The following is a 22925-nucleotide window of genomic DNA, read 5'->3' on the forward strand; positions in this document are numbered from 1 at the left end:
CTCGCATACCGGAAATCCCCAGTCGCTTGGTCGCTCCCACCTGCGGGAACCCTCGATCATCCACAGCTGTGCACAAAGTTATCCACAGGAGTGGATAACCGGTACACGCCTCCCCGACACGACGTCCACGGGAACCGCTTTGCCGCCTCGCCTGATGGCCGGTACTCTGTGCTGAGCCACACGGCAACCAGGAGGCTTCGCCTAGTCAGGTCTATGGCGCCGCACTGCTAATGCGGTTTGGGTTTACCGCCCATCCGGGGTTCAAATCCCCGAGCCTCCGCTCTCCAGAGGCCCTCTCTCGAAACTCGAGAGGGGGCCTTTCTGATCTCCGGAGGCGTCGTGGTCAGGTGCTCCCCGGCGTCGCGCATCAGCGGCGTGGAGACGTGGGCTGGCGTTGGCAGCGCACGATGTCGTAGCCGAAGTACATAATGCAGCGCATGACTCAGGTATCTCCGCACCGACACCATGCCATTGACTACGTGGAGCTCACGGTCACCGACCTTGAGCAGGCCAAACGCTTCTACACCGAAGCGTTCGGCTGGCGATTCAACGACTATGGGCCAGGGTACGCCGGCATCCAGAGCCCGCAGGGGGAAGCCGCACCCGAAGTGGGCGGTCTCCGCACAGATCAGGAGGTGCGGGCAGGCGGCCCGCTTCTGCTGCTTTATTCCACCGACCTGGACCGGTCTGTGGAGGCTGTGAAGAACGCGGGCGGCCAGGTGGTGAACGGGCCGTACGAGTTCCCCGGTGGACGCCGGTTCCACTTCACTGACCCGAGCGGGAACGAACTGGGCGTCTGGGCTGAGGCATAAGCTCCGCCACCCGCACAGCATGACGGCCGCGCGCCGCGCCCGACAGAGTCCGGGCGGCGCATCACATCACAACAGGGCGAACGTTGCCTGCTGCGGCACCAGATCATGCTGACATCTCTGGCTCCGGGATGACGTACTCATGCTGCCCGCCTGTCGAGGACAGGCGGGTGGGGTGTGCGCGTCACGTGCCCGATGGGGCGGGAAACGAGGGGGCAGCGGGAGGTCACGGGATCCGGGGTTCAAATCCCTGAGCCTCCGCTGTGGCCAGGGAACTGTGAGGGATCACGGATTCCCTTCGTCATTTCCGAGATCACCACTCGCCTCCGATGGACACATATGGGCGCGGTGCGTTTCTTCCGCGGCACGAAAGCCGCCACCGCCGCTTGCTCCTGCAGTTCCTCCGCCACCGAGGTGTAGATGTCGCCGGTGAAAGCGGTCGCGTGGCCAAGAATCTCAGAGATGACCTTCATGGAAACGAATCGGCGGCAGGCCAATTCGGGTCGCGAGCGAGCCGAACCGCTCCGACACTCACTCCGGGCGCAGCGGCTCACCGTACTCCCGAGTGAAGACCCGGCCGCACAGTGCGCCGAGCGCGGGTCGTCACCGAACCGTTCAGCGACTACATCCGGTGGGAGCACGAAGGCACGCCTCTCAACCTGGAGCTCGGCGAAGACATCCGGTGGCTGCCCCGCCACCGGATCCCGGCTGGCGCTGTCCTGCCGGTCGACGGCAACGACTGGTGGATGGTCGACAACACCGAGGTGATCGTCGGCCGCTTCGACGCCGACGGCCAGCCGACCGAGCGGGAACTCGTCACGGACCCGACTGTCGTGGCTCAGTGTGCCCGGGTTCGTGACCTGCTGTGGTGGCTGGCCACTCCGCACGCCGACTACCGGCCGCCCGTCGTGTGACCTCCTGTGACCGAGCAGGCTCGCCAAGGTCTGGGCATCCGCCTGAGGGAGATCCGCAAGGACGCGCGACTTTCAGGGCGGGAACTGGCCGATCTGGCGGACCGGCACCTGTCCAAGGTGATTCGGTTGGAGCTTGGTACCGAGGCGCCTTGGAGGATGATCTGCGGGCCTGGTGCCGTCTGTGCGGCATCGAGTCGGCCTACGTCGAGTGGTGGCGCCGGCTTCGCACCGGCCTTCGCCGTCGGCAGGAGAGGCCGCTGGCGCAGAAGACCAACGTCTTGACGTTCCCTCAATGACCAGGTGCCCGCGGGCGCGCACGCTTGGCCAGGGACCCGGGGTGCCCTTTCACGAGGGGTGGCGAGACCGTTCAGGGGAGCGCCTCGACGCTAATCCGGAGAGCGGGGTCCCACCCCTGGCTGAAAGCGGACGGCGACGCCCTCGACGGTGCCTGCACGCGTCCACCTCGCCGGGCGACCCTGGGATACACCCGACGATGACCCGATGCCTGACAGCGTCGCCCAAGTCGCCCTCGCCTTCCTGGAGCCGCACCGCGAGGGCGTCGCCATATCGCTCGGCGTCGCGTCAGTTGTACAAGACGGTGCCTCGGTACTGCACGGTGCCCGGGAAGTTGACCGACGATATCTCGCCCACTCCCACCCGCGGGCCCTCCAGAGCGAACGGTCCCCACACGGGATTCACATGCAGGCCGCTCGCGTAAACCGCTTGCGTGCCCGTGCCGCCCGTGCACTTGCTGTAGACCATGTATCCCACCTGCCAGGTGGTGCAGCCCGTCGGGGCGGCTTGGGCGGGGGAGGCGGTGCTTACCAGCAACGAGGCGGTGAGCAGGGCGGTGGCGGACAGGGCCGTAAACCGGTTTCTCATGTGCGCTTCCTCCGGCTTCGAAGGTAAATGGCACTTTCAGGTAAGAAACTTTCCTGAGCGGACAATACGCTCCAGGAAGAGCGAGACAAGCGCTTTCTGTGCCTTCACCAAGCCAAGAACGCCCTGCACGACGCCCCGCGTCGTTCTCCTGGGTGGGGCCCAGGCCACTACGTCCGAACGCAGCCCTTTGCGGGGGCCGTCACACTGACTTCGTCAAATGTCCCCACATTCAGGTAGCTATAGGTCTCATTCCAGGAGGTGGTTGTGATCACGCCGGGACTGGACGTCGGGGTCGCGGGTCCAGTGCATCCTTCTCTGATCAACCACCAGACGTGGAACAGCGGCTCGGCGGTCTCCCACCTCCCCTGAGCGCGGGCGAAAGTGCGGGTGGTAGCAGCGGTGGCCGGGGTCGCCACCACCCCCACCGCCCTCACCTCCGACGAGGCCCGCGACAGGCTCTACAACTTCTTCCGTGACGCCTACCAGCTCAAGGACTGGGTCAAGAACGACCCGATGACCAATGCGGCAGCGACGACACACCCAAAGTTGGAGAGATCCCGCTCTTCTCAGCCTCTTCGGGGCTTACGGTTCCGCCATCGCTGAAAGCGCCTCAAGCTCACACGTCCGTAGCGGTACCGCAAGGTCGCTCGGTCGCCGTCGAGGATCAGCACTACATGCTTGATCAATGGGCCGCCGTAGCTGGGGCGTAGGCGTAGGCGCAGCATCTTCATGCGTAGGATCGGCCAGATCGGGCCGTTGTTCATGGCCGATTCCCAGGCGGTCACCAGGATCGGTCGTATTTCCTCGAAGCCTGGTAGAGGCCGGATCTCGCAGTATGTGTGAGGGAAGTCGTCGCCGGTCACCTCCAGTTCCGCGACCGGTTGGCGTCCCCGCAACAGCACGAAAACCGTTCTGGCCTCTTCGCCCATGGGGAACCCTTCGAAGCAGCGCGCCTGACCGGCCTTCGGGGTGATCAGGACCTGGCTGGAGAAAAGTATGCGCGGCCGTTGCGAGGCAACACCAGATCGTGTTCACCGTCGCGACCATTCGGAGGCGGTCACCGGCGTCTCAGGCGAAAGGCCCTCCCAGGGAGAGGGCCTTCGGATCATTGTCAGGAGCAGAACTCGGCGTTCATGGCCTGGTTCATGGCCTGGTCGATGGCGGCGTCGTTGAGGGAGGGGAGGGCGGTCGCGGCGACGGTGATGTTGCGGCGGTCGGTGTGGAAGCTGTAGGTGGCGTAGCCGGGGATGTGGCCCTTGTGTCCCCAGACGGTCGTGCCGCAGGACAGGGTGAGTTTCATCAGGCCCAGGCCGTACTCGAAGCCGGGGGCGACCGGGACGGTCTGCTTCATCTGGGTCAGCAGGCCGGGGGAGAACAGCCTGCCGCGGAGGAGCTGGTCGAAGAAGCGGTTGACGTCGGAGGTGGTGGAGACGATGGCGCCCGCGGCCCAGGCGTTGGAGGGGTTGAAGGTAGTGATGTCTTCGAGTCGGTTCTTCTCGTCACGCATGTAGCCGTGGGGGTGGGGGCCGGCGATGCCGCGGGCGGTGGTGGGAAGGTAGGTGGACCGTAGGCCGAGCGGGGCGATCACGCGGGTGTGCAGGGCGACGGACAGGCTCTGGCCGGTGACCTTCTCGATCAGCAGGCCGAGGGCGGCGTAGCCGGTGTTCGAGTAGGCCCAGCGGACGCCGGGGTCGGAGGTCGGCGGCAGGTTCGTGCCGATGGCGATCAGCCTGCGGGGGGTGTAGGTGGTTTCGGCCAGGCGGCGCAGTCCGGCCGGGGTCTCGTCGAAGGTGGCGGCGTAGTCGGCGATGCCGCCGGTGTGGTTGAGTAGCATCCGGACGGTGATCTTGTCCTGGCGGGGGAGCAGGCCGGGGAGGTAGCGGCCGATGGGAGCGTCCAGGACGATCTTCTTCTCGTCGACGAGCTTGAGGACCAGGGCGGCGACGAAGGACTTGGTGACGCTGCCGATGCGCCAGCGCCCGTTGCGCGGGACGGGGGCGTGGGTGCGGAGGTCACCGGTGCCCGCGGTGCCGGTCCAGTTGCCGTTCTCGTCACGGGTCTCGGCCAGGGCGCCGGGGGCTCCGGCGGCGACGAGCGCGTCCAGGGCGGCCTGGACCGCCTGCCGCCGGGTTGGCTCGGCATGGGCGGACCGGCCGGTGACCGGTGCCTGGGCGTGGGTGGGCCATGGAGCGTTCGATGTCTGGGTGTGGACGGGCTGGACGGCGAGCCATGGGGCGGCTGGTGCCTGGGAGCGGGCGTGGACGTGGGCGATCCATGGAACGCCTGATGTCTGGGCGTGGCCTGGCTGGACGGCGAGTTGAGGGATGGCCGGCGTCCGAGTGGTGACCGATGCGTGGGTGCGGGCGGGCTGTGGGATGGCTGGTGCCTGGGCGGTGGCTGACGACTGGGTGGTGGTCAGTGGCTGGGCGATGGCTGGGGTAGGGGATGAGGTCGGCAGCAGGGCTACGGCGAGCAGCAGTGGTGCGACGGTGTGCGGTTTCACGGGAAACTCCTTCGCCTGGGCTCCACGGCCGTGAGGCGGTGGAGACCGGTTGTGGAAAGCCACGGGGCGGTCCGCCACTGATGCGCGGGCCGCCCCGGGGTTGTTCAACGGGATGTTCCGTCCGGCGTGTCGCGGGCCGGTACGGTCGCCGGGATGACGTTCCGGGAGGTCACCGGGTTCGGTGCGGGTTCCGGGACTGGGTCACCCCGGCCGTGTTCTGGTTCGCGGTCCGGTCCGGCCGTGTTCTGGACACGGATGGCCGTGTTCCGCGCATGGCCCAGGTTCCGCGTCATGGTCCAGCGGAGGGCTGGATACGGTCCGGCCGTATTCTGAGTCACGATCCGGTCCGGTCGGGTTCCGCGTCATGGTCCGGCCGGAGGTGAGCCGTGGCCCGGTCGGGTTCTGGGTCACGGTCCGGCCGGGCTTGGGTTACGGCGCGGTGGGGGTCTGCGTCATGGGGCGGCAGGGTGGGGTCTGGAAGACGACGCCGTCCAGGAAGTTGCCGAAGGTCGGGCGGCCTCCCGCGGCCGATACCGACTCGAAGGCGAATCGGGTGACGGTCTGCCCTGCGGGCACGACGTAGGTGCCGGTGTAGTGGCCCCAGGCGGTGTTGCCGTCGGAGATGTCCGGGGAGGAGGCTCCTGTCGGGTTCTGGGGCGTGGTGGCGCCCGGGGCGCCGATGAGCACCCGCATCACGTCGGTGCCGAGACGGCCCCGGTGGTACAGCGACCAGGTCATCACGGTGCCGGGGACGGTGGGGACGTCCTGGTAGAGCGTGGAGACCTGGTTGGCGTTGAGCTCGGCGAACTGGTTGCCTTCCGCGGCCGGGACGCCGTTCGCGCTGTTCCAGATCTCCAGCTTGTGGTCGGTGGCGGTGGTGTGCCAGCCGACGGTCGGGTTGGTCGAGGCGTCAGGGATGTTCCAGTCGACCCTGGCCACGGGCGGGGTCTCGAAGCCGCCGTTGATCAGGTTGATGGGCTCGCGGAGGCAGGTGACCGTGACGGTGACCGTGGCCGTGCTGGTTCCGCAGGCGGTGGTGACGGTGTAGGTGAAGGTGTCGGTGCCGCCAAGGCCCGCGTTGGGCGTGTAGACCACGCTGTTGCCGGAGATCGTCGCGGTGCCGTGGCGGGGCTGGGTGACGCTCGTGATCGCCGGGAGGGTCGCGGTGTCGTTGGCCAGCACGGGCACGGTGACGGCGGTTGCCTCGGTGGTGGTCGCGGTGTCGTTGACGGCCCTGGTGGGCAGGATGGACTGGCCGTTGACGATCCGGATCGCCGGGGCCGCGGTGTTGTTCCCGAGCTGTCCCGGAGCGGCCAGCCAGCTGCTGATCCCGAGCGGTCGGATGGTCATGCTCCGCCCGATGGTGCCTGGCTTGACCCGGAAGGTGATGGTCTTGGGGGTGGGGTCGGTCTTGGTGCCTGGCGAGGTGATCGTCAGGGTGTTACCGCTGACACTGCCCGTCCCGGTCTGCGAGACGATGTCGGCGTTGGCCAGCAGGGACGACAGGTCCCAGGTGGTGGTGTAGGTGCGGACCACCAGCGGCCACCGGGCCGTCTGGTGCCTCAGGGAGAGGGTGAAGACGCCACCCGGGGCGATCTCCCCGCCCCACAGGGACGGGGAGGTGGTGACCGAGATGTTCCCGTTGCCCAGCCGTACGCCGATGATGTTCTTCCAGTAGTACTCGACGGGGTAGTTGTGCTGCCCCTGCCGGATGCACGACGGGGCGGCCTGGGTGACCGCCTGCCGTACGCCATCCGTCGCGTGTGCCGCAGGGGCGGTCACCGCCTGGGTGCCCGACGCGGCCAGCAGCGTCGCCAGGGAGTAGGCCAACGCGGTGAGCGCGGCTCGGGGCCGCTGTGACATCAACACGAAAAACTCCACTCTGTTGTGAGAGATACGGTCGGAACCCGGCGAGCCGGGTGGCTCTGAGACGTGTCCGGGCAGGTCGGTGGGGTGCGGTGATCGCTGGTCGTCGGCGTGGACCTCACGCCGCCGCCCGGTTCCGAGCTCCGGATCGTGGCGAGCGGAGCGAGCCTCGGACACGACGAGGTGTACGGCCCGGCCTGGTCCTGACCGGGGTTGCGTCGTGCGTGCCGTACTCCAATGGAGTCCGCCTACGGTCGGCGTGCTCCTTGGCGGTGACGGGAAGGGCGGCGGTCTCCCGCGATGACGGGCGCCGGACCGAGGTGGACATGAGTCACTGCTACCAAAGCCGCTGACTCTGTGTGGTCAACTAGGTGCGCGGAGTACCTGATCTTTGTCTGGATGGTTGGTGGCACCTGACCTTGGACGGCGGCATGTCCCGTCACATGGGCGTATTCCGTGGATCGTCATGGTCACCACCGAGAAGGACGGCGTCGGCACGGTCGCGTCCGGAGGTGGCCAGGGCGACCACCGTCGCGAGCAGTACCGCGCCGCCGAGCAGGGTGAGGACCGTGAGGCGCTCACCGAGGAGCCATACGGCGATGACCGCCGCCGCCAGCGGTTCCACGAGCGTGATGATCGAGGCCGTGGTCGCCGGCACCGCCCGCAGACCCGTGAAGAACAGCCCGTACGCCAGAGCGCTGGGGAACAGCCCCAGGTAGACGAGGAGGGCCGTGACCGTCACCGGAGCACCTCGCTCGGGCAGGAGCCCCATGGCCAGGGCGAAGGGCAGCAGGCACACCGACCCCGTGGCGAAGCCGATCAACGCGTTGCCGACGGGGTCGTCACCGCCCTCCTCGGCGCCGATCACCTGGCTGAGCAGGGTGGTGCCCGCGTATCCGACGGCGGACAACAGCGCCAGCCCCACGCCCGGCAGGGAGGAACGGACGGTCGAGCCGCCGCCGAACACCAGCATCGCCAGGCCGGTCAGCGCCACGACGATGACCAGGATCCTTTGGCGGCCGAGGCGCTCGGCCATCCACAGGCGGGCACCCAGGGCTACGAGAACCGGTCCGGATCCCAGGGTCACCATGGTGGCGACGGCGACCCCGGCGACGTTCACCGAGGCGAAATAGGCCGCCTGGTAGACGGCCATTCCAGCGCCGGTCACGGTGAATCGCCAGAGACCTGACTTCAACCGGCCAGCCAGCGAAGGTCGTAGCAGCGACCGGGCCACGGCGAGGGCGACGGTGCCGCAGAGGAAGCGCCAGAACGACACCGTCAGCGGATCGAGTCCGCTGGTCGAGTGGAGCACGGCGGCGACGACGCCACCTGTTCCCCATGCGACGGCCGCCGTGGCGATGTAGAACATGGCCCTGCCGACCGGCAGGGAACCTGAGTGAAGCACGATCATCTCCGGGGATCGCTGTCTCGACGGAATCGTCAGTCGCGGACAGCGAGGAAACGCGCCGGGTGTGAACACCCGGCGCGTGGAAATGTCGCGCCGTCCGCTAGTGAGCGGGCGGCGGAGAGATGATCAAGCACATACCGGTGACCCTAACGCCTCTTGGGAGGACCGGGACCCTACGGCGCCGGGATCTCCCGGGTCAGGCGGGAGGTCCAGGGGCACCAGATGTAGCCGGGGAGGAAGGCACCGCCCGCCTCGTCCAGGTGGTCCTCGACGTAGGGGATCGTGGCGTCGCACACCTCGATGGCGACGTCGAAGAAGTCGACCGTGTCGGAGTTGTAGTGGTAGTTCCAGCGCGGGTTGTAGGAGGCCTGGCGCGGGACGATCCTGCCGACGATGTGGGGCCTGTCGGTGGTCGCGCCGCTCAGCAGGTCCCTGGCGTGCTGGATCTTGGCGGGGTCGGTGAGCTTGAGGACGGCCTTGTCGCGGGTGATGTCGGTGTACTCGAAATAGGCGGCCTGCTGGTCCTGGGCCTGGGCGGGGGTGGTCAGGGCGAGCATCGCGACCGCCGCGAAGGCGGCGATCTTGGGGATGGCACGTCGCATGGCTGTCTCCTCGTGTGCGAGTTACATCTGGTCGCACACTGTAAACAGTCGATCACCCAAGGTGTCCACTGTCCTCGCCGCCGCGCGGAAACTGACCTGCGGTGACACGGAAACTGTCCCCGCCGTCACATAGAACCGCCAAACGGAAACGTCCTCGCCACGCCGTACTGATCAGGTACGGCGTGGCGAGAAGCGTGTCAGTTCGTGCGGCGGCCCTTCCAGGTCGGGTCGTCGACCGCGACGCACGGTCCGACCTGGCCGGTGATCAGGGTCGCGGTCAGGCGCCACAGCATCTCGTGCTTGCGCGTCTTGGCCGTCTCCTCCTGGTCACCGGCGAACTCCAGCACCAGCGTCTGGTCCTTGCCGACGCGCTGGGGGTTGATGTCCAGGCCACCCTTGACGAGGCGGGCTGCCGCGTCGGGCCACGGCCCCATGGCCATCCGGCCGGTCGTCTTTCCCCTGCCGTCCTTGCACTCCTTGCCGGGCGGCAGATAGGTGACGTCGGCCTGGACGCCGGCCGCGTTCAGGTCCCGCTCCAGCCGGTCGACGTCCTTGAACTCGTGAATCCGTACCTTGACCGTGCCGTCGGCGCCCTTGCTCACCGCGTAGGCGGACTGCTCGGAGCCGGTCAGCAGCGGCACCGCGATCGCCGCCGCGGCGGCCAGTCCGGCCACCGCCGCCCCGGTGAACATCCGTCGGGTCGTACGGCGACGCCGCTCGGCACGCGCGATGATCTCGGTCTTCAGTTCCATCAGTATCTGCTCCTCGAAACTCATCCCGGTGTTCCTTCCATGACGAGGGGCAGGGCTTTGAGCGTCTGGCGGGCTCGGTGCAGGCGCGTTTTGGCGGTGCTCTGCCGGATGCCGAGGGCGAGTGCGGCCTCCGTGACCGTGAGCTGGTCGACGACGACCAGTTCCAGTACTTCGCGCTCCCCCTTCGGCAGTTCGGCTATGGCCGTGAACATCTGCCTGGCGTGCCGTTCCGCGTCGATGCGTTCCTCCAGCCTGGCGACGTCGTCGGTGTCCAGCTGTCGCCGTCCACCGACCCGGTCCGTCAGTTGGTGCCGTCTGTACTCCCGGCGTCGTTCGGCCGAGATCGTCTTACGGGCCACCCCGTACAGCCATGCGATCTCGGAGCCCAGGTCGGCCCGGTAGGTGTGGGCCGAGTCGAGCACGGCCACGAACACCTCGGCCACGAGATCGGCCACGGTGTGCGGGTCGTCCACGCGACGGGCGAGGAAACGGGTGACCGCGTCGACATGCCGCCGATAGAAGGCGTCGAACGCCACAGGATCTGTAGCGATCTTCGCCTGTTTGCGACGCACCGGTCATGCTCCCTTCGTCGTTTCGCCCCTGTTTGGTGAGAATCGAGGAGAAGGGTTACATCCGCAGGTCAGAACCTCACAGAGCCTGGCGGAGACGCGAAACGGCCGCCCGAGTGGCGGACCTGGTGAGCGCGGGGTCGAACTCGCCGACGTTGCCGTCGTGCTCCAGCACGATCACGGTGTTCTTCGCCCGGACGAACACGACGTCGACCGCGACCATCATGCCCCGCATCCTGGCGTCGTTCTCCAACCTGCTGCCGGAGAGCCCGGCGCGGTACTTGATGCCGTACGTTCCTTCGCCGAGCCGGTCTGTCGGCAGCGCGCGGACGATCTCCCGGGAGGCGTCCGTTTTGACGGTTATCGTACGGCAGTGCCGGGCCATGGCCCTGGCCGCGCGTTCCAGGGCGGAGATCTCCCGGGCGGTTGCGCGCACGATGTACTCGGTGACCCCCTTCCCACCGGCCCCCGTACTTCAGCGCCGTCGCGACCCTGCTCCGATAGACCGTGGAGACCTTTCCGACGGCGGCGCCGCATTTCCTGTCCTGATCGAAAACGGAATTCCGCAGGATGTCCGTACGGTAATCGCCACGGACGAACTCGGCGCCGAGGTCGTCCGGCGTCAGGAGGGCCGTCTTGAGGGGAGCGGTCAGCATCGATCCGGCCAGGACGGCCGCCAGGAGGCTATTGATCATTTGGCCACTTTAGGAGCCTCTCTGTCGCCACCGGACGGCGGACCGATAACGATAAAATCCCGTGGCCGACAAGCGGAAAACGCCCGATCGATCTTGTCGTGACGTGACGATGAGGGCATGCGGAGACGCGTCCTCACCTGGGCGGGCATTGTCCTGTTCGTCGGTGCCATGACGGGAATGCTCTTCTTCCTCGGACAGACCGACCTGGAGACGGCAGACCGGAGGGCCAGCGTGCTCGGCGCCTTCGTCGCCGTGATCGGCCTCGCCCTGACGGTCCACGGACTGCTCCGCGACAGCCGTACCCCCGCATCGCCGCAGGTCACCGAGGAGACGCTGGTCACCGAGGGGACCGTCAGGGCGGCCAGGAAGGCGCTCGGGAGGCTGGTCGCCGAGCAGTGGCGTGAGGAGTCGAGGGTCCGCTCGCTGAGCGATCCGCACCCGATCCCCGTTCGCTGGCGGCTGACCGAGGACGCGGGGCTGATGGACCATCCGCACCTGGTCGGGCCGGAGCCGCTGAGGTTCACCGTCTCCAGCGGCCGGGGGTCCGAGCTGGCGACGGCCTTCAGGAGCCTGCACCGGCGGCGGCTGGTCATCACCGGTGGGCCGGGCAGCGGCAAGACGACCCTGGCCGTGCAACTGCTGCTGAGGCTGCTCGACTCCGCCGTCCCCGGGGAGCCGGTGCCGGTGCTGGTGACCCTCACCGGTTGGGACCCCACCGTGCATCCCCGCCTGCACGAGTGGCTCGCCGTACGGCTGGCGCGCGACTATCCGGCGCTGACCTCGGCGTACGGCGGCGCCGTCACCGGGGCGCTGGCCGGGCGGGGGCACGTGCTGCCCGTTCTCGACGGTCTCGACGAGCTGGCCGGGGACCACCGGGGCGCGGTGATCCGGGCGTTGAACGCCTCGCTGGCCGACCGGGACGGGTTCGTGCTGACCAGCAGGGCCGACGAGCTGGCCACGGCCGTGGCGGAGGCAGGGGACGTGTTCACCGCGGCGGCCGTCATCGCCCCTCGGCCCCTCGCTCCTTCCGATGTCGCCGGGTATCTCCGCGCCTGCCTGCCGCCGCGGCCCCGGCACAGTTGGTCGCCGGTCTTCACGGCGCTGGCGGAGGGGACGGCGCCGGGGCTGGCCGAGGTGGCCTCGACCGCGCTCGGCCTGTGGCTGGTCCGCGCCGTCTACGTCACCCCCGCCGCCGACCCCGCCCCGCTCGTCGGCGACCTCGGCCAGGACCCCGCCCGGTTGCGGGCGCACCTGCTGGACCGGCTGATCCCCGCGGCCATCGGCTCCCGGCTGACCAGCCGTGACCCGGCCGAGCACTTCCGTCCCCGCAGGGCGTGGGACGCGGAGCGGGCGCGTGCCCACCTCGCCTACCTGGCCCGGCTGCTGACCGCGGGCGACACCCGCGACCTGGCCTGGTGGCAGCTCGCCCGGCACAGCGGCGTCGGCCGGTTCCGTACGGACTTCCTGCTCGGAGCCGTGACCGCGATGGCCGTCTGGCTCGTGGTCGGCTTCCTTGGCCGGTTGGCCTACGGGGCCGTGACCGGGGCGGCGGACTGGCTCACCTTCAACGGCCGGGGATGGGTCCTGTCCGGGCTCGCGTTCGGGCTGCTGTTCGGCCTGGTGTGCGCGTTCAGAATCAGCAGGTGGAGCCGCGAGACGCCGGGCTCTCTGTCCGGCCTGGCCCGCCCCCGTCGTGGAGGCCGCAGGGGAAGGTTCGTCAGGGGAGCCGTGGCCGGGTTCGTGCCCGGGGCGGTCATCGGCCTCGGGTACGGCCTCGTCTCCGGTTCCCCGGTCCTGCTCGTGCTGCTCCTCGGTCTCACCACCGGCCTCGTCTTCGGCCTCACGTCCGGCCTGGTCATCGGCCTCGTGTCCGCGGTAGTCGTACGACTGGAAACCCCGACATCCGGTACGGCGGGCACCCCGTTGTCGAGTCTGCGCGACGACCGCGCGCTCAACCTCGTCCGGTTCCTCGTGCTCTGTCTCGTGCTCTGCCCGCTGTTCGGCCTCGCCTACGGGCTCCTGCCGGACGCCACCCCGGGGCGGGAGCACGGGCTCGTGGTCGGGATCGCGAGCACGGTCGGGGCGGCGCTCATGTTCGGGCTGCTGGCCGCGATCTCGGTGGGAGAGCACCACGGGTGGCCGGCCTATCTGATCGCCACCCACCGCCTCGCCCGCCGCCGTCTGCTGCCCCGCGACCTGATGCCCTTCCTCGACGACATGCACCGCCTCGGCCTGCTCCGCACCGTAGGCCCCATCTACCAGTTCCGCCACGCGGCCCTCCAGGACCATCTCGCGCTATTTCCCGACAGCCGGAAATAGCGCTTTTATCATCAGGAAACGCCCGGCGATGCCGTACGGCCGGAGGGTATGTGCGAGAAATGATCACCGAGTGATCGCGCATATGGTAACGATCGTTTCCTTATCGCGATAATTGGGGACTATAACGTGAAAAGGAAAGGACGGTTCCGCATCCTGGGGGAGGTTTTATCGTGCGTGGCAATGGATTTTTAGTGAGTGAAAAAGAATACGGAGTCCCGCGGTGAGCGAGATCGTGTTCCGCAGCCACGACCTGCCCGCCGCCGACCGTTTCACCCGATGTCAGGAGATGGCCCGGCGGTCCCTGCTGCCCACCGTCATCCGCAGCGACCACGAGGGGGCCTTCCACGCCGTCGTGCACCGGGTCAGCCTCGGGGCGCTGTACCTGTCGCGGCTTTCGTCCCCGCCGCTGCGGGCCTGGCGCACCGACAGGCTGATCCGCCGCTCCGACCCGGGGACGTACTGTCTCTCGCTGTCGCTGCGCGGCGTCAAACTGCTGGACCAGGGAGATCGTCAGGTGACCGCGGGCCCACGGGACCTGCTGCTCTACGACGCCACCCGGCCCTTCCACACCCACCTGATGGCCGACGCGACCGGCAGCGCGGAGAGCATGATCCTGCACATCCCCAAGGCGTTGGTGCCCCTGCCGGCCGACGCCCTGGTACGGCTCACCGGCGGACGCCTGCCGTGCTCGGCCGGGGTCGGCGCCATGCTGCGCCGACACCTCCTGGAGCTGTCCCGCCGCACGCCCGACTGCAGCGCAGCCGACGCGGCCCGGCTGTCCACGATCACCCTGGACCTGGTCGCCGCGGCCTGCTCCCACGTCCTCGAAGCCGGTTCCTCATCGAAGACCGAGCCGCCCAGGCAGGCGTTGCAGGCGCGCGTCCACGCCTTCATCCAGCGGCACCTCGGAGACCCGACCCTCGGCGTCGAGACCATCGCGGCGGCCCACCAGATCTCCGTCCGCCACCTGCACCGGCTGTTCCAGGACCAGGGGATCAGCGTGGCCGCGTGGATCCGCTCGTGCCGCCTGGAGCGCTGCCGACGCGACCTGGCCGATCCCGCGCTGCGCTCACGGCCGGTCCACGCCGTCGCGGCACGCTGGGGGTTCACCGACGGAGCGCAGTTCAGCAGGACCTTCCGCGCCGCGCACGGCGTCCCTCCCGGGGAGTTCCGGCGCCGGGCGCTGGGCGACCATGGCGCTCCACGCCAATCAAGGAGCGCTCAGCGTCAATGACGGCGTCGTCCGCGCGCTGCCACCATACGAACGGTTCGCCGTGAGGCAACGAGGGTGAACAACGCCCGGAACCTTCGGGAACGGCAGGTCAGAGCCGTCCGGGACGTTGAGCACACACGACGGGGGCGGGGAGGCTCCGCGTCGCGGGGCGCACAGCCACGTGTGGGCGTGGCTGTGCGCCGTTCCCGGGAGCCTTGTGTCAGGAAGCCGCGATGGCCTTCGCCAGGGCGTTGTGCCCGTCCAGGGAGACCGGCTCGGTGAGGAAGACCGGAGACTGGGCCATGAACCTCGGCTCGCTTCCCCGGTGCTCGTCGGCGGCGTGGACGGTGAGGGGATGGACCAGATACATGTCGCCGGGCCTGCCCGTGGCGTGGACGACAGGACGGTGCGCGCTGACCTCGTCCAGCAGCGGCCCGGCCTCGAACGGGTCCATCGCCCGGCCCGCGAGCAGCTCCGCCGCGTCACGGTGTGAGCCGACCCTGATCCGGGTCGGCGCGTCGTCGGGTCCGACGTCCGACATCAGGACCAGCAGCAACATCGTCTCCGGCCGCCCGCTGCACAGGTAGGTGCCGTCCGGCTGCGCGGCGTTGCCGTCGATGTGCCAGCCCCTGTCGTTCGCGGGCGGCACCCGGGGGAAGCGGACCGGCACCATGCCGAGCGCGCCACGCGGACGCCAGCCACCGGCCCCGCAGAGGGCGTCGAGCGCCTCGGCGAGCACCGGAGCGCGGGAGAGCTCTCCGAACGGTCCCTCTCCGGTGAGGTCGGAGGCCCACACCACCGGTTCCCGCCAGCCCGAGGGGTCGTCCGGCGACAGGCCGATCCGCTGCCACAGCAGCGCCCTGGCGGCGTCGCCGACCTCACGGGGGACGGCTCCCTCAAGCTTGACGAACCCGTCGGTGACAAAACGGTCGATATCAACGACGCTCATGCCCGGCACGCTAACAGCCGTGTCCACCGGTTTTCCGCTTCCCAAGCATGAGGGCGACGGTCAGGACCAGGGCGCCGCACAGGGCCAGCGAGCAGAGGAAGGGAGCCGTCAGGGACCCGGTGCCGAGATAGGCGCTGCCGAGTACGGCGACGCCCAGGGTGCCGCCGAGTTGCTGGACCGCGTTCAGGAGACCGGCCGCGGAACCCGTCTCGTGAGGCCGTACCCGCGACAGCGCCGTGGTGAAGAACGGCACCGTGACCAGCCCTCCTCCCAGACCGGCGACCCCCAGCGCGACGGGCAGCCACGTGGGAACGGCGACGCCCCCGGCGATTCCGGCCGCCAGCAGGGCGATGCCGGGGAACATGAGCCCGGGACCCGTCCTGGCGAGCAACACCTGCCCGGCCAGCAGCGACGAGACCGCCAGCCCCGCGGAGAACGGCAGGACGGTGAGGCTGGAGGCGAGCACCGAGCGGTGCAGGCCGTCCTGGACGTGCAGGACCACGGCGAAGACGACACCGGTCGAGACGGCGAAGTACAGGACGCTCGATGCCAGCGCGGCGGGGAACCCCCGGTCGCGGAACAGGCTCGGCTCGAAGACCGGATCCCGGCCGCTCGCGCCGCGTCGCCGTACATGAACGATTAGCACGGCGACGCCGACGACCGACAACCCCCAGGATGTTCCGCCGTCGATCGTCGGGATGACGAAGGCCGTGGCGACCGCGCCGCTGAGCAGGAACCCGGGCACGTCGAGCCCGGGTCTGCGCGCCGCGCGGTCCTCGTTGAGAAACCGGACGCAGGCCAGCGTGAGCAGCCCCAGCGGGATGTTGACCAGGAACACCGCCCGCCAGGAGAGCCCGGCGAGGTCGGCGTGGGTGATGAGCCCGCCGAGGACGGGACCCGCGACCGCGGTCAGCCCCATGACCGGTCCGATGAGGCTCAGCGCCCTGCCGAGCGCGGGGCCGTCGAAGGTCGCCTTGATCAGTCCGATGGTCTGCGGGATGACCAGACCGGCGAAGCAGCCCTGGACGACCCGCGCGGTGAGCAGCACCGTCATGGTCGGCGCCGCCGTACAGGCCGCGGAGGCGAGGAGGAAGCCGCACACGCCGAGGACGAACAGGCGTCGGCGGCCGTGGATGTCACCCAGACGGCCCCCGGGGACCAGGGCGACGGCGAACGGGAGCGTGTAGGCCGCGGCGATCCACTGGGCGTCGGAGGCCGTGCCGTACAGGCCGGTCCTGATCACGGGAGCGGCGACGGTGGTGATCGTCGCGTCGAGCAGGTTCATGGCCTCGGCGACCAGGAGCCCGGTCAGGGCGATCCAGCGCCGCGTCGACGTGGAGGAGGGATTCACCCGCACAGCATGGGTGGCACCGTACGGTTCCAGACATGAAGCGGGTCCGAAGTGAGCGGAACCAGCACGAGACCGCGATACAGGAGGAGTTGTGGACAGACTCGACCACCAGATCCTGCACGCCCTGGGGATCAACGGGCGGGTGTCGTTCCGTCGGCTCGCCGTGGCGCTCGGGGCGACCGAGCACACGGTCGCGCGGAGATACCGGGCGCTGGCCGAGCGCGGCGTTGTCCGCGTGGTCGCGATGCCCACGCCGCACGAGGGGGACATGGGGCAGATGCTCAGGCTCCACGTCCACCCGGGGTCGGCGGCCCGGCTCGCCGACGCGCTCGTCCGCCGCGACGACGTCTCCTGGGTCAGGACCGCGGGGGCCGGTTCCGAGATCATGTGCGGCGTCCGCGCGGCCTCGGCGGAACAGCGCGACCACCTCATCCTCGACCAGCTGCCCAGAACGGGACGTGTCACCCGGGTCGTCGCCTACGAACTCCTGCACCACCACCGGACACCCGGCCACGCCGACTGGGAGGGCTTCCCCGATCCGCTCACCGAGCGGCAGCGTGAGCTGGTCGGACCCCTCCCGATGCCGGAGAGCGCCCCCCGCCTGGCCGCCCAGGACTGGGTGCTGCTGGACGCGCTGCGGCACGACGCCCGGCGCTCGGCCGCCGACCTCGCAGCCGAGACGAACCAGCCGGAGTCGACAGTACGGCGCAGGCTCGACATTCTGCTGCGTTCCGGGGCGATCTATCTCGACCGGGACCTCGACCCGGTTCCTCTCGGCTTTCCGGTCGGCGCGACCCTCCACATCGACGTCGAGCCCCGGCACCTGCGCGCCGCGGGCGCCGCCCTGGCCCGGCACGCGCCGACGACCTTCGTGGCCGCGGTCACCGGGCCGGTCAACCTGTTCGCGGCCGTGGTGACGGCGACGATTCGCGACCTCTACGAGTACGTCAGCACGACCCTGGCCGACCTCGACGGCGTGACCCACATCGAGACCAGCCTCACCGGCACCTACCTGAAGCACGCCCGCGTGATCCGCCGCCCACGATGACCCTTGCCGTTTCAGCAAGAACCTTTGCCAAAACAGGATGACTGGGGCATCGTCATAGGCGAAGCGTCCCTACCCACGTGAGGTGATTTTTCATGCGGAACTACGAAATCGTGGTGATCGGCGGCGGGATCGCGGGGCTGACCGCGGCGATGATCCTCGGACGTTCGCGCCGTTCGGTCCTGGTCGTCGACGCGGGCGAGCAACGCAACACGCCCGCCGCGCACATGCAGGGCTACCCGTCACGCGACGGCACACCGCCGGGGGAGTTCCTGGCCGAGGTGCGCCGGGAGGTCGCCGCCTACGGCGTCGAACTGGTCCGCGACCGGGTGACGGCGGCCGAGCCGGACGGGGACGGCGAGTTCGCCGTGACGCTCGGCGACGGCGGCCGGGTGCACGCCCGCCGTCTGGTCGTCGCGACCGGCCTGGTCGACGAGCTTCCCGACGTCCCCGGCGTCGCCGAGCGGTGGGGCAGGGACGTGATCCACTGCCCCTACTGCCACGGCTGGGAGGTCCGCGACGAACCCATCGGCGTCCTGTACGGCGAGGCCACGGGCACCCACCAGGCACTGCTGTTCAGCCAGCTCTCCGGCGACGTGATCCTGTTCCTGAACGGCGCCGCCGAACCGCCCGAGCACGACCGGCGAATGGCCGAGGCGGCAGGGGTGCGCGTGATCGGCGGCGAGGTCGGCGAACTCGTGGTCGAGGACGACCACCTCACCGGCATACGGCTCGCGGACGGACAGGTGGTCCCGCGCTCGGTGGTGGTCGTGCCGACGCGGATGGTGCCCCGTGACGAACTCCTCACCAAACTCGGCGCCAGGACGAAGGACACCCCGGCGGGGCCGTTCGTCGAGGTGGACCCGGCGGGCCAGACCAGCGTCCCTGGCGTGTGGGCCGTGGGCAACGCCACGGGACCTGCCGAACAGGTGGTGAACTCCGCCAGCGCCGGATACCGCGCCGGTGCCGCCCTCAACGCCGAACTGATCCACACCGACCTGGAACGCGCGCTCACCCGACTTAGCTGAGCGACTTGGCGAAGATGACGGCGTACGGTTGCCCCTTCGATTCCCAGGACACAAGAACGGAAACGCCATGACCACCTGGATCGCGCGGCCCGAGACCGCCGACGACGTCGCCGCCATCCGCGCCGTCAATCTCGCGGCCTTTCCCACGGCCGAGGAGGCCGATCTCGTCGAGGCCCTGCGCGCGGACCCGCAGGTGTGGATCGAGGGCCTGTCCATCGTCGCCGTCGGCCCCGACGGCGTCCCCGCCGGGCACGCCCTGCTCACCCGCTGCCACGTCGGCGGCCACCCCGCGCTGGCCCTGGCCCCCTGCGCGGTGCTGCCCTCGGCCCAGCGCACGGGCGCCGGGTCCACGGCCATCCGCGCCGCCCTCTCCGCCGCCCGGGCCAGGCACGCGGAGGAGAACCTTGTCGTCGTCCTCGGGCACGCCGACTACTACCCGAGGTTCGGCTTCGTCCCGGCCTCCCGCCTCGGCGTCCGTGCCCCCTTCGAGGTGCCCGACGAGGCGATGATGGCCCTGGTCCTCGACGAGACCCGGCCAACTCCTGCGGGCACCATCCGCTATCCGGCCCCGTTCGGCGTCTGACGGAACACCTCCGCGGCGAGGATCAGAGGCCGCGGGCGACGATGTCGCCGTAGGCGGTGGTCGCGCGGATGGCGAGCTGGGCGGCGGCACCCTCGGTGTTGTTGAGCGAGTTGTGGATCCTGCCGTAGGAGGTGTGGGCGTCCAGGGAGGCCGAGACCCCGGGGGCGGCGCCGACCGACACCTCCCCGGCCTCGGTGCGCAGCACGACCGTGCCGCGTACGGCCTCGGTGACGCGGATGTCGCCCTTGTCGACGGTGATCTCCGCGGAGCCGTTGAGGCGGCCGACCGAGACGTCACCGGCGGCGGTGGTGACGCGGGCGCTCGCGGCCTCGTCGATCTTGACCGGGCCGTGCGCGCCCTCGAAGGTGACGTCGCCGAACCGTCCGACTCCCCGGAACTCGGCGCTGGCCACCTTCACCTCGATGTGGGAACCGGCGGGCAGCCGTACCGTCACCTCGACGGAACCCGAGGGGCCGAGGAACTGGTTCTTCCCGGCGGGGGCCTCGACCCGCAGGACGCCGTCGCCGTACTCGATCCTGGTCTGCTCCGCGGCCTTCACGTCGCGGCCTTTCGAGGGGTCCGTGGGCAGGACCTCGACCACGGTGTCGGTCCGGTCGGCGGCGATGAGCTGGACGTGCCCCGCGGGGATGTCCAGGACGGCGGAGATCGGGGCGGTGGTACCGAAGGTCTTCATGTGCTCTCCTGTGAACTGTCGTTTCGAACAATGGAAATGCTACGTTGCCTTTCAAGTTTTGGCAACCAGTTCGTTGCGTGTAAGCGCTATCGTCCCAGTTAGAAGCCGAGAAATCGTTGCGATGGATCAGATTTTAACGCAACGTCCATCGGTCGATTCGTTGCAACGGATTGGGAGTGAACGCTATGCTGGGGAGATCGCAGACCACGAAGGAGGCCGGGATGCCGGGAGGCAGGCTCACCCAGCAGGACCGTCAGCAGATCGCGCTGGGGCTGGCCGACGGTCTCGCCTACGCGGAGATCGCCAGGCGCCTCGACCGTCCCACCTCGACGATCACCCGCGAGGTGATGCGCAACGGCGGTCCCACCGCCTACCGCGCCGACCTGGCCCACCGCGCCACCGAACGCCGCACCCACCGCAGGAAGAGCGCCCCCCGGAGCCCCGGCACGCCCCCTCAGGCCCACGGACGCGACGCCGAGGCGGTGCGTGAGTACGAGGAGGAGTTCGCCACCGTCTTCATGCGGTCGGGTCTGCCCAAGATGACGGCCAAGGTGCTGGCCGGTCTCTACACCACCGACGCGGGCAGCCTCACCGCCTCCGAGCTCGCCGGACGCCTCCAGGTCAGCCCGGCGTCGGTGTCCAAGGCTGTCGCGTTCCTCGAAGATCAGGGCCTCGTCCGCCGGGAGCGCGACGAACGCCGCCGTGAACGCTATGTGGTCGACGACGACGTTCTGTATCAGTCGATGATGGCCAGCGCCCGCGCCACCGCCCACCTCGGCGAGGTCGCGCGACAGGGCGCCGGCGTTCTCGGTGCCGGCACCCCGGCCGCCGCCCGTCTGGAGAACATCGCCCGCTTCGTCGCCTTCGTCTCCGAAAGCATCGTCCGCGCCGCGGACCAGGCCCGCGAGATTCTCCACACGAAATCCGAGACGCCCTCGGACGGCACCGCCTGAACCAAACGGGGAGGAGCGCTGTCGCTCACATGATCACGCGGGGTCGCCGGGGAATAACAGGGCCTGGATGTCACCCTCTCTGTAGCGGCGCTGTCCGCTGGGGGTGCGGACCGAGGGGATCTTTCCCGTCAACGCCCAGCGATTGACGGTTTTCGGATCGACGCCGAAAAGTCGGGCGACCTCCGTGGGGGTGAGAAGGCGGTCGGTGGTTCCGGTCGCGTTGGTGAAGGAGCCGTCCGGGCTGATGATGCTGGTCATAGTTGTCTCCGTTCGCGGGGGTCAGGGCAGAGGAAGACAGGGGCCAGAAGACGGACGGCTGGGACCCGGTAGAGGTTTGCCCGATAAGGCATGTGTTATGGGACACATTCGGAATTCGCCCAGCGGTCAAGCCGTACGAACATGGCAGATATCCGGTCCATGAAGAGGCCGCGTTTTCGCTGAACGCACCAAAAACCCAATTTCGGTTACCCCGTTCATGAGGTACGTGAAGTGGGTGACAACGCGAGAAAAGACCCCGATGGGCGAACGGGGAAGCCCTCACCCCCGCGCGGGGGGTGAGGACTCAGCCGTTGGCGGCGCGGTCGGTGAAGGCGGGCAGGAGGGCGGCCAGGGTGAGGACGGCGGTGAGGGCGAAGGCGAGGGGATAGCCGGTCCGCTGGGCGATCAGGCCGAAGGCGACGGCGCCGACCCCCATGCCCGCGTCGTAGGCGAAGTTCCACAGGGCGGTGACCGTGCCGTAGCCGGAGGCCGTGACCCGGGCGTACATCAGCGCGAGGGTGGCGTTCTGGGCGATCCCGAAGCCCGCGCTGAACAGGACGACCCCGGTGACGACGGCCACGGCGTCATTGGTCAGCGCGGTCAGGAGCATCCCCGCGGCCGAGGCCAGCAGGGCGGGCACCACGAGTCCGGCCGAGCCGTACCGGTCGCCGTGCCGTCCGGCGAGCCAGCGGGCGACGGTCGCGGCGGCCGGGTGCACGAACAGGGCCGTGGCGATCACCCCACCAAGATTGTCCGGTACGGCCAGCGGCAGGAAGGTGACGGCGATCCCCGAACCGAGCGCCGTGGTGGCGAGGACGACGGCGGGCCTGACCAGGGAACCGGTACGGAACCCGGCGGCCACCCCGATCGTCGGCCCCGGCAGGTCCCGCCCGTCCGGCAGACCGGGAACCGCCAGGAGCGCGGCCAGTGCGACGAGGGCCGCCAGGACGAACACGGTCTCGTAGCCCGCCTTGTCCGCCAGCCACACCCCGAGCGGCAGCCCGATCAGGGACGGCACCCCGGACACGACGCCGACCAGCCCCAGCCCTTCCGCGCGGCGTTCCGGTGGGATCAGCGCGGCGGTCAGCGTGCCGCCCGCGACGATCGTGAGCGCGAACCCCAGGCCGCGCAGCAGGCAGATCACCACGGTCCACGTGAGATCGTCGGAGACGGTCAGCAGGAGGGCGGGCACACCGAGCAGGACGAGGCCCGCGGCCAGCGGGAGGCGGTGGCCGTACCGGGTGACGAGGCGTGGCGCGGTCAGTTCGCCGACCACCGTGGCCAGCATCAGCGCCCCCGTGGTCAGCCCGGCGGCGTCCTGTCCACCGGAGGTCGTCGCGCGCAGCGGCACGACCGACATCAGCAGGAACAGACTTCCCAGGGCGCCGACCACGGTCACGAAGCGCAACACCAGCGCTCTGGACAGTAACGGTGGCCGCCCATCAAGGGCCAGGGCGGTTTCTTCGCGTGGAGGCATGGGGTGAAAGCTAGGACCTGACCAAGTACTGGCGCGTTCTTTTCCGTGTCTTTAG

Annotated in this window: 22 protein-coding genes and 1 tRNA gene; 9 read left to right on the forward strand and 14 right to left on the reverse strand. The window is 69.3% G+C overall.

What is annotated here, in order from left to right; genetic code table 11:
* The first annotated feature begins 190 nt into the window (after positions 1–190).
* From FHS44_RS36635 to FHS44_RS36645, 3 genes are all read left to right on the forward strand, one after another.
* Positions 191–280: transfer RNA gene (locus FHS44_RS36635), tRNA-Ser, on the forward strand.
* A 157-nt stretch (positions 281–437) separates the two neighbouring features.
* Positions 438–812 (forward strand): VOC family protein, encoded by a 375-nt coding sequence (locus FHS44_RS36640; protein ID WP_184724290.1) that lies wholly within the window; start codon positions 438–440, stop codon positions 810–812.
* A 581-nt stretch (positions 813–1393) separates the two neighbouring features.
* Positions 1394–1723: a DUF6879 family protein gene (locus FHS44_RS36645; protein ID WP_184724292.1), complete on the forward strand. Its 330-nt coding sequence runs from the start codon at positions 1394–1396 to the stop codon at positions 1721–1723.
* Positions 1724–2305: 582 nt separating this feature from the next.
* On the opposite strand, the gene FHS44_RS36650 is transcribed toward FHS44_RS36645, so the two are convergent.
* From FHS44_RS36650 to FHS44_RS36690, 9 genes are all read right to left on the reverse strand, one after another.
* Entirely contained in the window at positions 2306–2605 is a 300-nt protein-coding gene (locus FHS44_RS36650) for a hypothetical protein (protein ID WP_184724294.1), read from the reverse strand.
* A gap of 566 nt (positions 2606–3171) precedes the next feature.
* A complete protein-coding gene (locus tag FHS44_RS36655) occupies positions 3172–3534 on the reverse strand; it encodes a hypothetical protein (protein ID WP_184724296.1) in 363 nt (120 codons plus the stop codon).
* Between the two features lie 182 nt (positions 3535–3716).
* Positions 3717–5108, reverse strand: coding sequence for a serine hydrolase domain-containing protein (locus FHS44_RS36660; protein ID WP_221461748.1), 1392 nt, complete (start codon positions 5106–5108; stop codon positions 3717–3719).
* Positions 5109–5537: 429 nt separating this feature from the next.
* The gene (locus FHS44_RS36665) at positions 5538–6971 is read right to left on the reverse strand and encodes an Ig-like domain-containing protein (RefSeq protein WP_246436643.1); all 1434 of its coding nucleotides are present in this window, start codon (positions 6969–6971) and stop codon (positions 5538–5540) included.
* A gap of 442 nt (positions 6972–7413) precedes the next feature.
* Positions 7414–8379, reverse strand: coding sequence for a DMT family transporter (locus FHS44_RS36670; RefSeq protein WP_221461749.1), 966 nt, complete (start codon positions 8377–8379; stop codon positions 7414–7416).
* Between the two features lie 176 nt (positions 8380–8555).
* A complete protein-coding gene (locus FHS44_RS36675; RefSeq protein ID WP_184724302.1) occupies positions 8556–8984 on the reverse strand; it encodes a BP74-related protein in 429 nt (142 codons plus the stop codon).
* Positions 8985–9181: 197 nt separating this feature from the next.
* Complete coding sequence (locus FHS44_RS36680) at positions 9182–9736, reverse strand: hypothetical protein (RefSeq protein WP_184724304.1); 555 nt, start codon at positions 9734–9736, stop codon at positions 9182–9184.
* A 20-nt stretch (positions 9737–9756) separates the two neighbouring features.
* Entirely contained in the window at positions 9757–10308 is a 552-nt protein-coding gene (locus tag FHS44_RS36685; RefSeq protein WP_184724307.1) for an RNA polymerase sigma factor, read from the reverse strand.
* A gap of 76 nt (positions 10309–10384) precedes the next feature.
* Positions 10385–10741, reverse strand: a complete 357-nt coding sequence (locus FHS44_RS36690) for a hypothetical protein (RefSeq protein ID WP_184724310.1) — start codon at positions 10739–10741, stop codon at positions 10385–10387.
* 376 nt (positions 10742–11117) lie between these two features.
* On the opposite strand from FHS44_RS36690, the gene FHS44_RS36695 reads away from it, so the two are divergent.
* Positions 11118–13319 carry an NACHT domain-containing protein gene (locus tag FHS44_RS36695; RefSeq protein WP_184724313.1) on the forward strand — a complete coding sequence of 734 codons (2202 nt, stop codon included), beginning with the start codon at positions 11118–11120 and terminating at the stop codon, positions 13317–13319.
* 220 nt (positions 13320–13539) lie between these two features.
* Positions 13540–14553 carry an AraC-like ligand-binding domain-containing protein gene (locus tag FHS44_RS36700; protein ID WP_184724316.1) on the forward strand — a complete coding sequence of 338 codons (1014 nt, stop codon included), beginning with the start codon at positions 13540–13542 and terminating at the stop codon, positions 14551–14553.
* A gap of 199 nt (positions 14554–14752) precedes the next feature.
* Here FHS44_RS36700 and FHS44_RS36705 read toward each other — a convergent pair whose 3' ends face one another.
* Both FHS44_RS36705 and FHS44_RS36710 read right to left on the reverse strand, forming a co-directional pair.
* Positions 14753–15481, reverse strand: a complete 729-nt coding sequence (locus FHS44_RS36705) for a phytanoyl-CoA dioxygenase family protein (protein WP_184724318.1) — start codon at positions 15479–15481, stop codon at positions 14753–14755.
* 10 nt (positions 15482–15491) lie between these two features.
* Positions 15492–16832, reverse strand: coding sequence for an MFS transporter (locus tag FHS44_RS36710; RefSeq protein ID WP_221461750.1), 1341 nt, complete (start codon positions 16830–16832; stop codon positions 15492–15494).
* Positions 16833–16923: 91 nt separating this feature from the next.
* Between FHS44_RS36710 and FHS44_RS42590 the strand changes: the two genes are divergently transcribed.
* From FHS44_RS42590 to FHS44_RS36725, 3 genes are all read left to right on the forward strand, one after another.
* Positions 16924–17880 carry an Lrp/AsnC family transcriptional regulator gene (locus FHS44_RS42590; RefSeq protein ID WP_184724321.1) on the forward strand — a complete coding sequence of 319 codons (957 nt, stop codon included), beginning with the start codon at positions 16924–16926 and terminating at the stop codon, positions 17878–17880.
* A 92-nt stretch (positions 17881–17972) separates the two neighbouring features.
* The gene (locus FHS44_RS36720) at positions 17973–18905 is read left to right on the forward strand and encodes an NAD(P)/FAD-dependent oxidoreductase (RefSeq protein WP_184724323.1); all 933 of its coding nucleotides are present in this window, start codon (positions 17973–17975) and stop codon (positions 18903–18905) included.
* Between the two features lie 67 nt (positions 18906–18972).
* Complete coding sequence (locus tag FHS44_RS36725; protein WP_184724325.1) at positions 18973–19488, forward strand: GNAT family N-acetyltransferase; 516 nt, start codon at positions 18973–18975, stop codon at positions 19486–19488.
* A 22-nt stretch (positions 19489–19510) separates the two neighbouring features.
* Here FHS44_RS36725 and FHS44_RS36730 read toward each other — a convergent pair whose 3' ends face one another.
* Positions 19511–20182: a DUF4097 family beta strand repeat-containing protein gene (locus FHS44_RS36730; RefSeq protein ID WP_184724328.1), complete on the reverse strand. Its 672-nt coding sequence runs from the start codon at positions 20180–20182 to the stop codon at positions 19511–19513.
* 221 nt (positions 20183–20403) lie between these two features.
* Between FHS44_RS36730 and FHS44_RS36735 the strand changes: the two genes are divergently transcribed.
* On the forward strand, positions 20404–21135 hold the full coding sequence (locus FHS44_RS36735) for a GbsR/MarR family transcriptional regulator (protein WP_184724774.1): 732 nt from the start codon (positions 20404–20406) through the stop codon (positions 21133–21135).
* Between the two features lie 33 nt (positions 21136–21168).
* Here the strand turns inward: FHS44_RS36735 and FHS44_RS36740 are convergent, their stop codons facing one another.
* Together FHS44_RS36740 and FHS44_RS36745 are read right to left on the reverse strand one after the other, a co-directional pair.
* Positions 21169–21393, reverse strand: coding sequence for a BldC family transcriptional regulator (locus tag FHS44_RS36740; RefSeq protein ID WP_184724330.1), 225 nt, complete (start codon positions 21391–21393; stop codon positions 21169–21171).
* 304 nt (positions 21394–21697) lie between these two features.
* Complete coding sequence (locus tag FHS44_RS36745; protein WP_184724332.1) at positions 21698–22870, reverse strand: MFS transporter; 1173 nt, start codon at positions 22868–22870, stop codon at positions 21698–21700.
* Positions 22871–22925: the final 55 nt, after the last annotated feature.

Source organism: Streptosporangium saharense (assembly GCF_014203715.1).
Lineage (GTDB): Bacteria > Actinomycetota > Actinomycetes > Streptosporangiales > Streptosporangiaceae > Streptosporangium > Streptosporangium saharense.

Coding starts and splice junctions, on each gene's coding strand:
- FHS44_RS36680 (WP_184724304.1), bottom strand. CDS start 9,736: ATGGAACTGAAGACCGAGATCATCGCGCGTGCCGAGCGGCGTCGCCGT.
- FHS44_RS36725 (WP_184724325.1), top strand. CDS start 18,973: ATGACCACCTGGATCGCGCGGCCCGAGACCGCCGACGACGTCGCCGCC.
- FHS44_RS36735 (WP_184724774.1), top strand. CDS start 20,404: ATGCCGGGAGGCAGGCTCACCCAGCAGGACCGTCAGCAGATCGCGCTG.
- FHS44_RS36675 (WP_184724302.1), bottom strand. CDS start 8,984: ATGCGACGTGCCATCCCCAAGATCGCCGCCTTCGCGGCGGTCGCGATG.
- FHS44_RS36695 (WP_184724313.1), top strand. CDS start 11,118: ATGCGGAGACGCGTCCTCACCTGGGCGGGCATTGTCCTGTTCGTCGGT.
- FHS44_RS36705 (WP_184724318.1), bottom strand. CDS start 15,481: ATGAGCGTCGTTGATATCGACCGTTTTGTCACCGACGGGTTCGTCAAG.
- FHS44_RS36745 (WP_184724332.1), bottom strand. CDS start 22,870: ATGCCTCCACGCGAAGAAACCGCCCTGGCCCTTGATGGGCGGCCACCG.
- FHS44_RS36650 (WP_184724294.1), bottom strand. CDS start 2,605: ATGAGAAACCGGTTTACGGCCCTGTCCGCCACCGCCCTGCTCACCGCC.
- FHS44_RS36720 (WP_184724323.1), top strand. CDS start 17,973: ATGCGGAACTACGAAATCGTGGTGATCGGCGGCGGGATCGCGGGGCTG.
- FHS44_RS36740 (WP_184724330.1), bottom strand. CDS start 21,393: ATGACCAGCATCATCAGCCCGGACGGCTCCTTCACCAACGCGACCGGA.
- FHS44_RS36655 (WP_184724296.1), bottom strand. CDS start 3,534: ATGGGCGAAGAGGCCAGAACGGTTTTCGTGCTGTTGCGGGGACGCCAA.
- FHS44_RS36640 (WP_184724290.1), top strand. CDS start 438: ATGACTCAGGTATCTCCGCACCGACACCATGCCATTGACTACGTGGAG.
- FHS44_RS36730 (WP_184724328.1), bottom strand. CDS start 20,182: ATGAAGACCTTCGGTACCACCGCCCCGATCTCCGCCGTCCTGGACATC.
- FHS44_RS36665 (WP_246436643.1), bottom strand. CDS start 6,971: ATGTCACAGCGGCCCCGAGCCGCGCTCACCGCGTTGGCCTACTCCCTG.